Genomic DNA, 10,292 nt, shown 5'->3' with positions numbered 1-10,292 from the left:
CGATTTTTACTCATATATAAATAGCAACAGGTTAAAATCGGCTTTTGGATTTTATACAAAGTTTAAGAAAAGAGCCTTGTTATAAGAGATTTAGTATAATTCATATTTTCTCTTTTCCTTATCATTAATGGCCAAATTTCATGTTAAAAATACAAGTATACCAATTGAATGTGAATGTTTGTTATTTACTTTCTCTGCGCTGTTATTTGTCTCTTAAAGGCTTGTTGAAATTTGAAGGGCTAATTTCACTTGTTCAATTAGATCCACCCACTATTTATTTTTGCACAAAGAAAAAAACATTGATATCCACGCACAAAAAGTGAACATCAATGTTTTTCATTTGGTTTATTTTACGGAAGTAATTCTAACTTTCATTTCGCCGCCAGGTGTTTGGACGGTTACTTCATCATTTACTCTTTTTCCTAATAAGCTTTTTGCAATCGGTGAATCATTAGAAATTTTCCCTTCAAATGGGTCAGCTTCTGCACTTCCCACAATGGAGTACGTTTCTTCATCACCATCAGGCAATTCTATAAAAGTGACTGATTTCCCTAATGACACAGTATCAGAGTTGGTACCGTCATCCTCAATTATTTTCGCATTACGAATCATATTTTCCAAAGTGGTAATGCGTCCTTCTACAAATGCTTGTTCTTCTTTAGCGGAATCATATTCTGAGTTTTCGGAAAGGTCACCAAAGCTTCTTGCGATTTTTATGCGCTCTACTACCTCTTTCCGTTTAACCGTTTTCAATTGTTCAAGTTCTTGCTCTAATTTTACTTTTCCTTCATGGGTCATTGGAAATACTTTTTCTGTAGTCATATCCCTTCACTCCTATAAATTCTTTTTTGTTTTTTTATGTAGAAAATATCTAGAGATACTTTGTGAAGCTTTTGCATCTCTGACATAAGTGGAAATCCCTACATAATAGACGATTTGAAATTATTACCGTCTATCTTTTAAAAAAATACATCATAGCGCGACATTAGATGCCCGCGCTTTTTGACTATATAATTATTTTATAGATAATCGTATTACAAAAATGACTTTTGTTCAAGAATTGTTTGAATTTTAGTATTAACTAAATCGATGGCCACAACATTTTGTCCACCTTCAGGTATAATAACATCAGCATAACGTTTTGTAGGTTCGATAAATTGATTATGCATTGGTCTTACTACATTAATATACTGGTCAATAACGGAATCCATCGTGCGACCTCTGTCTTCGATATCTCGTAACATCCGTCTAATAATCCGCAAATCTGCATCCGTATCAACATAAAGTTTTATATCCATTAAATTGCGCAATCTTTCATCTTCTAATACTAAAATTCCTTCTAAAATGATAACATCTTTTGGTTCGACAAGAATCTTCTTTTCAGACCGTGTATGTATTGTATAATCATAAACTGGTTTTTCAATGGACTCATAATTTAACAATTTTTGTATGTGATCAATCAATAAGTCATTATCAAATGCTAGTGGATGATCATAGTTTGTTTTCAATCGTTCTTCAAATGGCAAATTACTTTGATCTTTATAATAATAGTCTTGTTCTATAACTAATATCGAATGACCTTTAAATTGATCATATATGGCGTTCGTTACACTCGTTTTTCCTGAGCCCGAACCACCTGCTACCCCGATTATTGCTGGCTTCCTTACCATCCAAATAGGACTCCCTTCAATCTATTTATACTTTTTTTCTTTTATCTTATACATAATAATTGTTTTTCTTTTTACTAATTGCTAGTCCATCACCAACTGGAATAATAGCTGTGATATAGTCACCATGATTCATAAGCCACTCATTATAAGCCTTTATTTTCTTTACCAAATTTCTTGTTCGCTTACTTTCAATATTGTCTTCGGCAACAAGTCCTTTAAATAAAACATTATCCGTATAAATAATTCCATTTTCAGATAAAAGCGGTGCATATAGTTCAAAAAACTTCAAATATTGTCCTTTCGCTGCATCGATAAATAGCGCATCAAACGGACCTTCTGCTTTTATCTTATCAAATACTTCTAATGCATCACCTTGAATGACTTTAATTTGTTGATTCTTATCTGTATGGCTAATATTATCGATCGCTATTTGAAAGCGTTCTACATCCCTTTCAATTGTAACGATTTTAGAATTTGGCAAAGCATCCGCCATTCTCAAAGCAGAATAACCAATAGCAGTTCCAATTTCTAGAATATTAGCTGGTCCTTGGATTCTTAACATTTGCAGTAATGCTTCTATTCCTGCTAATTCCATGATGGGTACATCATGTTCGCTTGCATACTGTTCCAATTCTTCAAATATCGGCAATCTTTTTTTAATTAAAGATTCGATATAGGTATTTATCTTATCCTGCACTAAAATGCCTCCTATTGAACAAATGCGGAAGCGCCTTGTTCATCGGCGTACGGATTTCGGAGTCTTCGACTGAGATAAAGGAAACACAGCGAGGCATTCCACGAGCTGATGTTGACTTATCGTAGGGAGGAGACGTAGAAATCCGCTAGCCGATAGGCGCTAGAGCTAGACGTAGACAATTCTTTTCAATAGTAATCAATATGGTAAAATTTTATTATTTTCTAAATTACAAAGAAAGTAGAAAGCTACATTTAGTTAGCTTTCTACTATAGCACGATATAAGTTCACCACAGATTTAATAACCGTTTATTATATTAGCATATTTTAAAGTGGAAAGCGAATTTTCTTTTATTATTGTTGGCTAGTTATATATTTTGCTTTCAACTGATTATGCTCCGCTAAAGTCGTTGAGAAATACACCTTACCGGTTTTGGATGCAGCCAAAAAATATAGATAATTTGTTTTTGCTGGGTGAATGGCTGCTTCAATAGATAATTCGCCAGCATTTGCTATTGGACTAGGCGGTAAACCATTTATTTTATAAGTATTGTATGGAGAGTTCACTTCCAAATCCTTATAAGTCACTTTATCTTTATGTTTGTCAAGTGAATACAGTACAGTTGGATCTGTTTGCAATGGCATTCCTATCTTCAAGCGATTATAAAAAACACTTGAGATTTTATGACGATCCGCTTTACTTGTGGCTTCCTCTTCAATCAATGAAGCCATTGTAAGCATTTTTTGAGGAGATAAATTCATTTTGTGCATATCTGCTTGATACTTTTTAAGCTCTGTATTCGTTTTATCCAACATTTTGATAATAATCGAATCAAGCGATGGTTTCTTTTCATAAAAATAATAAGTTGCTGGAAATAAATATCCTTCTAAAGGATGTTTTACTTCCGGTTTTAAAATGTCATTAGATAATAAATTTGGATATTGTTTTATAAGTTTCTTTATAAATTTCTGATCATCAAGATGCTTCATCACTTCAACATTTTTAAAGTCTGTATTTTTTGCAATAATCGTAGCAATTTCAGATAGCTGAATCCCTTCAGGAATTGTTAATTTCACATCTGCATTTTTTACTACTTTCCCTGTTTTTAAATATTTGATGATTTGATCTAATGTCATAGAGGGGGATAAACTGTATGTACCCGCCTGAAACCCAGTTTCATTATTAACCTTTACATAATACTTAAAAATGAATCCATTCTTAATAATTCCTTTGTCCTTTAAGATGCTCCCTATTGATGAAACACTCGACCCAATCGGAATTTCTACCTTAGTTAATTGATGATTGCTTGGATTTGCAGGCTTTAAAGCGGATTGGACATATAAGTAGCCTGCTAATATCAGACCGCCTATAACTAATAAAATAGAAAAACTAATAATTGCAACAATTTTTCTAATTGTTCTTGCTTCCGTTTGTTTTTCTATTAATTTTTGCGTCGATTCATTAGAAGATTTTTCATTTTCATTATTATTATCCGTCAAATACTTACACTCCTTTACACAAAAAAAAACTAAAGGAAATAAAATAAATTTCCTTTTTTAATAATTCTATAGCAAGCTTTTTTCCTGTACATTATACTACATCTTTCGTCATTTTCGACTCTATTTATGAAAAATGAAAAAAAATACGGTTTAATGAATAAAAAAGTATGAAAAAAGCCGACTTATGAAAGTCGACTTTCAAATATTATTTTATTCTTCCTCTTCTTCATCAAGGAATGTGTTTAACATTTCCTCGATCATTTCCCACTCTTCATCTGTTTCAATAGGTTGAAGGTCACCTTCTGTACCATCTTCATGTTGTACATAGGCAGAAGCGTGAATTTCAATTTCTTCATTTTCGTCTTCTTCAGCACCTATAGGATAGTATAGTACATATGATTTTCCGAAGTCCTCAGAATCAAATGTGAAAAGTACTTCAAATAATTGTTCATTTCCGTCTTCATCTACTACTGTAATATGTTGATGTTCTTCATGTTCATGTGTCATATTCTTTCACCTCATTATAATTGGCTGTCAAGAAACCCTTGCAAAATCATGACTGCAGCCATTTTATCGATTACTTTTTTCCGTTTTTTTCTACTTACATCTGCTTCGAGTAAGACTCTTTCAGCAGCCATCGTACTCATTCGTTCATCCCACATGACAACAGGAAGTCCTAGAAGTTCTTTTAACTTATCTGCATAAGACAATGAAGCTTCCCCTCTAGGTCCTACTGTATTATTCATGTTTTTCGGAAATCCAACAATAATTTTCTCAACCTGATAGCTTTCTGTCAGTTCTTTTACTCGTTCCAAGCCAAATTTCCCATTTTCTTCATCAATGGAAATAGTTTCAATACCTTGTGCTGTCCAACCCAGTTCATCACTTATTGCAACACCAACTGTCTTGGATCCAACATCTAGACCCATTATTCTCAATTAATATCCCTCACGATGCTGTTTTAAATACGATTTCACTAATTCTTCGATGATTTCATCTCGTTCAAGCTTGCGAATAATGTTTCTTGCATCATAATGTCTTGGGATGTATGCAGGGTCTCCGGAAAGTAAGTAACCGACAATTTGATTTATCGGATTATACCCTTTTTCTTGAAGTGCTTCATATACTTGTAACAGTACTTCCTTCACATCATGTTCAAAAGGTTCCTCCGAAAAGTTAAATCGCATGGTTTTGTCAAAAGAGCTCATTATACAGCACCTCACTTTAAGGCTTGTCTATTTCTAAACAAGTACCTTATTCAAACTTTATTTCCATTGTACACCACTTTTAATACGATTCAAATGGATTTTATCCATTCTTCTACATATTGTAGTGAAGAATCAAGTTTTGCGGGATCTTTTCCACCTGCTTGAGCTAAATCAGGGCGACCGCCACCACCGCCTCCGCAACGTGTAGCAACTTCTTTGACAAGCTTACCAGCATGGTATCCTTTTTCAACAAGATCCTTTGTAACTCCCGCAATGATATTTACCTTATCATCTTGGACAGTTCCAAGTACAACAATACCTGATCCTAATTTTTCTTTCAAATCATCGACCATATTGCGAAGATTATTCGCGTCTACCGCTTGGACTTTACTTGCAATGAACTTTATACCTTCTATTTCTCTTACTGAATCGGAAAGACTACCTGCTTCAATGTTCGAAAGCTTAGCAGAAAGCGACTCATTTTCCCTTTGTAATTCTTTCATTTCTGATTGGACATTTTCAATTCTTGTTAAAATATCCTTAGGATTTGTTTTTAATTTTTCAGCAGCTTGGTTCAATCGTAGAATTTGTTCATTCATTAAATGGTATGCAGCTTCACCTGTAACAGCCTCAATTCTCCTAGTACCTGCCCCAATCCCACTTTCCGAAACAATTTTGAAAATACCGATTGTGGAGGTATTCGGAACATGGCAGCCACCACATAATTCTAAGCTGTAATTACCCATTGAAACGACGCGAACAATCTCACCGTATTTCTCACCGAAAAGTGCCATTGCGCCCATTGCTTTCGCTTCTTCAATATTCTTTAAATCGATGGATACTGGCAAGCTAGACCATATATTTTCGTTTACTATCTCTTCAATCTTTACAAGCTCTTCCGACGTAATTTGTCCGAAGTGGGAAAAATCAAATCGTAAGCGACTTGGTCCTACAAGAGATCCAGCTTGATTTACATGTGTGCCAAGAACATCCTTTAATGCTTGATGCAATAAGTGTGTTGCCGAATGATTTTTGATAATTTTATTACGGTTAGTACGGTTAACTTCTGCAAGAACATCTTGTTCCAATGATAGTCTTCCTTGTTTTACAATTGCACGGTGTAAGTTTTGGCCATTTGGAGCTTTTTGAACATCCTTCACTTCCACCACTAACCGATCAGCTGTTAATGTTCCCTCATCCGCAACCTGTCCTCCGCTTTCAGCATAGAAAGGGGTTTGACTCAATATGAATTGAACTTCTTCCCCTTCATTCGCTTCTGTTACACGTTCACCATCTTTAACAATTGCCACAACTGTTGCATTTGTTTCAAGTGTTTGATATCCGACAAATTCACTTGCCACTTTTATGTCACCTAAAATACCGCCTTGTACTTGCATGGAACCAACATCTTGTCGTGCTTTACGTGCACGATCCCGCTGGTTTTCCATTTCCACCTCAAATCCTTCATGATCGACTTTCAAGCCTTCTTCTTCCGCATATTCTTCCGTAAGCTCGATTGGGAAACCATAAGTGTCATACAAACGGAAAACATCTGAGCCTGAAATCGTATCTTGCTTTTCTTGTTTCGCCTTTTTAATAATAGTGGAAAGGATGGATAGTCCTTCATGCAAGGTTTCATGGAATCGCTCTTCTTCGTTTTTGATTACTTTTTGGATAAAATCTGTTTTTTCTTTAACCTGAGGGTAAAAATCAACCATTATTTCTGCCACTACAGGAACTAATTTATACATGAATGGCTTTTCAATATTAATGGTTTTTGCATATCTTACCGCCCTGCGCAGCAAGCGGCGCAATACATACCCACGTCCTTCATTGGAAGGAAGTGCACCATCGCTTACAGCAAATGCAACTGTTCGAATGTGATCCGCAACTACCTTAAATGCAGTGTCTAATGTTTTATCTTTACCATATGTTTCACTAGAAATTTTTTCAGTCTCTTTAATAATCGGCATAAATAGGTCTGTATCAAAATTGGTTGGAACATCCTGTACAACGGATGCCATCCTTTCTAAGCCCATACCTGTATCAATGTTTTTCTTTGGTAGTGGTGTATAGGAACCGTCTGGATTATGATTAAATTGGGAAAATACAAGGTTCCAAACCTCTAAATACCTTTCATTTTCTCCACCTGGATATAATTCTGGATCATTTTCATCGTCGCCATATTCCGGTCCACGATCATAGAATATTTCTGTATTTGGTCCACTTGGTCCTTCGCCAATATCCCAGAAGTTCTCTTCTAAACGGATTATTCTCTCTTCCGGAATGCCGATTTTTTTATTCCATAATTCAAATGCTTCATCATCCTCAGGATGAATGGTTACAGATAATTTTTCTGGATCAAAGCTAATCCATTCAGGACTAGTTAAAAACTCCCATGCCCATGTAATTGCCTCTTCTTTAAAGTAATCGCCGATAGAGAAATTACCCATCATTTCAAAAAATGTATGATGGCGTGCAGTTTTTCCAACGTTTTCAATGTCATTCGTACGAATCGCTTTTTGTGCATTTACAATACGCGGATTTTCAGGAATTACACGACCATCGAAATATTTTTTCAATGTTGCAACACCACTATTTATCCAAAGTAATGATGGATCTTCATGTGGTACAAGGGATGCACTAGGCTCAACCTTATGACCTTTTTCTTGAAAAAAGTCTAAAAACATTTGGCGAATTTGAGCACCTGTTAATTTTTTCATTTTCAAAACCTCCTTAAAAAATAAAAAAATCCCCCATCCCTGGTGTGCAGGGACGAGAGATTTACTCGCGGTACCACCCTGATTTTAGACAATCCTAATAGATAGTCTAACTCTTGGGTGCTTGTAACGGGGCAAGACGGCAGTTTTTAGCTGCACTCCAGATTAGCTTTCTGTTATCCTTCATCTAGAATTTCTCTCAGCTATCGAAATTCCTCTCTTTAGACGGACTATAACATACTCGATCTTTCAATGTTTTGTATATATTTATTACTTATATAGTCGAATTATAAAAAAGTTCTAGCCTGTTTGTCAATTGTTCGATCGATGATTTGTTAAAAAATGAAATTTAGCATGCATAACCGCTACCTTTATGATCGCTAATACTGGGACTGCGAGGATTAGCCCAAGGACACCACCAACCTCTTCCCCTACAATTAGTGCCATAATAATAAAGATAGGGTGTAAGTGTAAGGACTTGCCAACAATAAGCGGGGAAAGTATATTACCTTCTAAAAATTGCAATATAAACATTATTACCACTACATAGACGAGATGCTTAGTTGAAATCGTTATAGCAATAATTGCAGCCGGTATAGCTCCGATTATCGGTCCAAAATAGGGAATAATATTGGTAATTCCAATTATGAGGCCCAATAAGACAGGATATTTAATATGCAATAACCAAAAAGCAACAGTGGATATAACTCCTATTAAAAAACAAACTAGTAATTGTCCACGAATATAGCCGCCGATTGATTCATCAACATCTTTTAAAAATGAGATAGCTTGTTTTCGCCATTTTTTAGGGGTGAAATACCAAGCCGTTTTTTTTACCGATTCAATATCTTTTAAGAAGTAAAATGAAATAAACGGAATTATGGCAAGAACAAAAATAAAATTCAAAAACTTCATTGTCGTATTAATGATTTTCACTAAATATTCATTTACCCATATTTCAAATTTGTCTATTCGAGCATCTATTTGATCCTGAATACCATCTGGCCAGCGGGAAGTGGAAGAATGTAATTGATCCACCCAGTTTCGATATTGGCTAGCAAATTCAGGTAAATGATCTGATAAATCTTTAATTTGTTCAATTAACAATGGTACTCCTAAATAGATTCCGTAACAAATACCTCCAAAAAAAATGATATAAATGACGGAAATGGCTAAAGCCCTGTGCATCCCCGTTTCATGCAACCGTTCAACAAGCGGGTGAAGCAAATAGGTAATAAATCCACCTATTATAAAAGGTACAAGTGACATGAATAACACTTTAACAATCGGGGACCAAATAGGTTTTAATAGTAATAAAATATATAAAATCATGAAGATAAGTAAAATTAATCCGAGAATATATAACCATTTCCCGCGCGGTTGTTTCAATTCAATCACTCCTCTTCATAGTATTCATAACATGAGGAGTAATTATCCATAAATGAAAAGCTGCCTCAATGTGAGACAGCTTCAAATGTTATCTAAATGCTTTTCGCAAACGTTTCGTCATTTTTCGCATTTGTTTACCATTAAATCCTTGGCGTGAATATGTGGCTGCAGCAATACCTGCTCCAAAGCCTAGCAAGGAAACAATCGTTTTGTTCAAAACTATGCACCCTTTCCATTAGCTTAGTTTTCTTGTGTCTTCATCAAATAAATCATCTAAAGAACTTAATGATCCATCTTCTTCTACTTGATGAGTGTATATCATCTCTTTAGAAATGGATAATTCAATAAAGCAATTCCAGCAATAGTATTGGTTAATACCAATTTTCCCAAGGTCTTTACTCTGGCAATTCGGGCACTTCATCATAAGACATATCTCCACCTAGTAATTGATTTACCTTCACGATGATGGCATCCTTCCCAAACTTAGGCGGATGAATGGAATGAATTACTCGTCTTCCTTCCAACAAATCGGAAAAGAAACCATCCGTTAGCTCGTATCCTATGATTGTGCCCGCTTCTTCTTGAAAATATACGTCCTCAAGTAATCCTAACTCTTCACCGCATGACGATACCGTATAGATTTTGCCAACCGGTTGAAAATGGCATATTGTATGCTCATTTTGTCCCTCTTCATATTTTGTTAATTGATCCTTTTCGTGAAGAACTATGACATGTTGCCCAAAAGTTGTCACCTTGTCAATTGGCAACCTATACAGCTTATTAAAAAAACCTTTTCTTTTTACAATTAAGGATGTTACTTTCCCTTCATCCGTAATACTTATATCGCAGACTTCCCCAAGAAAACTACCCTTTTGGTCGTAAACAGGCATGTTTTTTAGAAGAGAATATGTTCGCAAAAAGCATCCCCATCCTTTTTCGAACATTTATATTGTCTGTATTAAACCATGAAATCATAAGGTGTAACGTTTTCCATTGTGGATTCCTTTTAATTCCTTTATTAAACAATTCTTTGAAGGTATATTCAACTTGATTTAGTCGCATCATAATCACAATCATATATTTTATATAATTTATCTGTGACATACTAAGA

General features: G+C 35.0%; 12 protein-coding genes and 1 other annotated feature. All 12 genes read right to left on the bottom strand.

Annotated elements, in window-relative coordinates; all coding sequences use genetic code 11:
* Positions 1 to 345: 345 nt before the first annotated feature.
* A complete protein-coding gene (gene greA, locus AC3WJF_RS04630) occupies positions 346 to 822 on the bottom strand; it encodes a transcription elongation factor GreA (protein ID WP_492449949.1) in 477 nt (158 codons plus the stop codon).
* Positions 823 to 1,034: 212 nt separating this feature from the next.
* Positions 1,035 to 1,670 carry a uridine kinase gene (udk, locus tag AC3WJF_RS04625; protein WP_492449948.1) on the bottom strand — a complete coding sequence of 212 codons (636 nt, stop codon included), beginning with the start codon at positions 1,668 to 1,670 and terminating at the stop codon, positions 1,035 to 1,037.
* Between the two features lie 46 nt (positions 1,671 to 1,716).
* Positions 1,717 to 2,367 (bottom strand): O-methyltransferase, encoded by a 651-nt coding sequence (locus AC3WJF_RS04620; protein ID WP_492449947.1) that lies wholly within the window; start codon positions 2,365 to 2,367, stop codon positions 1,717 to 1,719.
* Between the two features lie 351 nt (positions 2,368 to 2,718).
* Positions 2,719 to 3,864 carry an endolytic transglycosylase MltG gene (mltG, locus tag AC3WJF_RS04615; RefSeq protein WP_492449946.1) on the bottom strand — a complete coding sequence of 382 codons (1,146 nt, stop codon included), beginning with the start codon at positions 3,862 to 3,864 and terminating at the stop codon, positions 2,719 to 2,721.
* A gap of 210 nt (positions 3,865 to 4,074) precedes the next feature.
* A complete protein-coding gene (locus AC3WJF_RS04610) occupies positions 4,075 to 4,371 on the bottom strand; it encodes a DUF1292 domain-containing protein (RefSeq protein WP_492449945.1) in 297 nt (98 codons plus the stop codon).
* A gap of 14 nt (positions 4,372 to 4,385) precedes the next feature.
* Positions 4,386 to 4,802, bottom strand: coding sequence for a Holliday junction resolvase RuvX (gene ruvX / locus AC3WJF_RS04605; RefSeq protein ID WP_492449944.1), 417 nt, complete (start codon positions 4,800 to 4,802; stop codon positions 4,386 to 4,388).
* Positions 4,803 to 5,072: an IreB family regulatory phosphoprotein gene (locus tag AC3WJF_RS04600; RefSeq protein WP_055739186.1), complete on the bottom strand. Its 270-nt coding sequence runs from the start codon at positions 5,070 to 5,072 to the stop codon at positions 4,803 to 4,805.
* Positions 5,073 to 5,161: 89 nt separating this feature from the next.
* Positions 5,162 to 7,795 (bottom strand): alanine--tRNA ligase, encoded by a 2,634-nt coding sequence (gene alaS, locus AC3WJF_RS04595; protein WP_492449943.1) that lies wholly within the window; start codon positions 7,793 to 7,795, stop codon positions 5,162 to 5,164.
* Positions 7,796 to 7,840: 45 nt separating this feature from the next.
* Positions 7,841 to 8,054 (bottom strand) — a binding site (T-box leader).
* 50 nt (positions 8,055 to 8,104) lie between these two features.
* Positions 8,105 to 9,181 (bottom strand): AI-2E family transporter, encoded by a 1,077-nt coding sequence (locus AC3WJF_RS04590; RefSeq protein ID WP_492449942.1) that lies wholly within the window; start codon positions 9,179 to 9,181, stop codon positions 8,105 to 8,107.
* Positions 9,182 to 9,269: 88 nt separating this feature from the next.
* On the bottom strand, positions 9,270 to 9,398 hold the full coding sequence (locus AC3WJF_RS04585; RefSeq protein ID WP_492449941.1) for a YrzQ family protein: 129 nt from the start codon (positions 9,396 to 9,398) through the stop codon (positions 9,270 to 9,272).
* A gap of 18 nt (positions 9,399 to 9,416) precedes the next feature.
* Positions 9,417 to 9,605 carry a YrzR-like zinc ribbon domain gene (locus AC3WJF_RS04580; RefSeq protein ID WP_492449940.1) on the bottom strand — a complete coding sequence of 63 codons (189 nt, stop codon included), beginning with the start codon at positions 9,603 to 9,605 and terminating at the stop codon, positions 9,417 to 9,419.
* On the bottom strand, positions 9,577 to 10,098 hold the full coding sequence (locus AC3WJF_RS04575; RefSeq protein ID WP_492449939.1) for a PRC-barrel domain-containing protein: 522 nt from the start codon (positions 10,096 to 10,098) through the stop codon (positions 9,577 to 9,579). Before AC3WJF_RS04575 ends, AC3WJF_RS04580 begins: the two co-directional genes overlap by 29 nt.
* Positions 10,099 to 10,292 lie beyond the last annotated feature (194 nt).

The organism is Heyndrickxia sp. FW510-T9 (genome assembly GCF_058781025.1).
Note: the sequence above shows the minus strand (reverse complement) of the source record. Positions and strands in the feature narration are given on the sequence as shown.

Coding starts and splice junctions, on each gene's coding strand:
- udk (WP_492449948.1), bottom strand. CDS start 1,670: ATGGTAAGGAAGCCAGCAATAATCGGGGTAGCAGGTGGTTCGGGCTCA.
- alaS (WP_492449943.1), bottom strand. CDS start 7,795: ATGAAAAAATTAACAGGTGCTCAAATTCGCCAAATGTTTTTAGACTTT.
- AC3WJF_RS04580 (WP_492449940.1), bottom strand. CDS start 9,605: ATGATGAAGTGCCCGAATTGCCAGAGTAAAGACCTTGGGAAAATTGGT.
- greA (WP_492449949.1), bottom strand. CDS start 822: ATGACTACAGAAAAAGTATTTCCAATGACCCATGAAGGAAAAGTAAAA.
- AC3WJF_RS04600 (WP_055739186.1), bottom strand. CDS start 5,072: ATGAGCTCTTTTGACAAAACCATGCGATTTAACTTTTCGGAGGAACCT.
- AC3WJF_RS04610 (WP_492449945.1), bottom strand. CDS start 4,371: ATGACACATGAACATGAAGAACATCAACATATTACAGTAGTAGATGAA.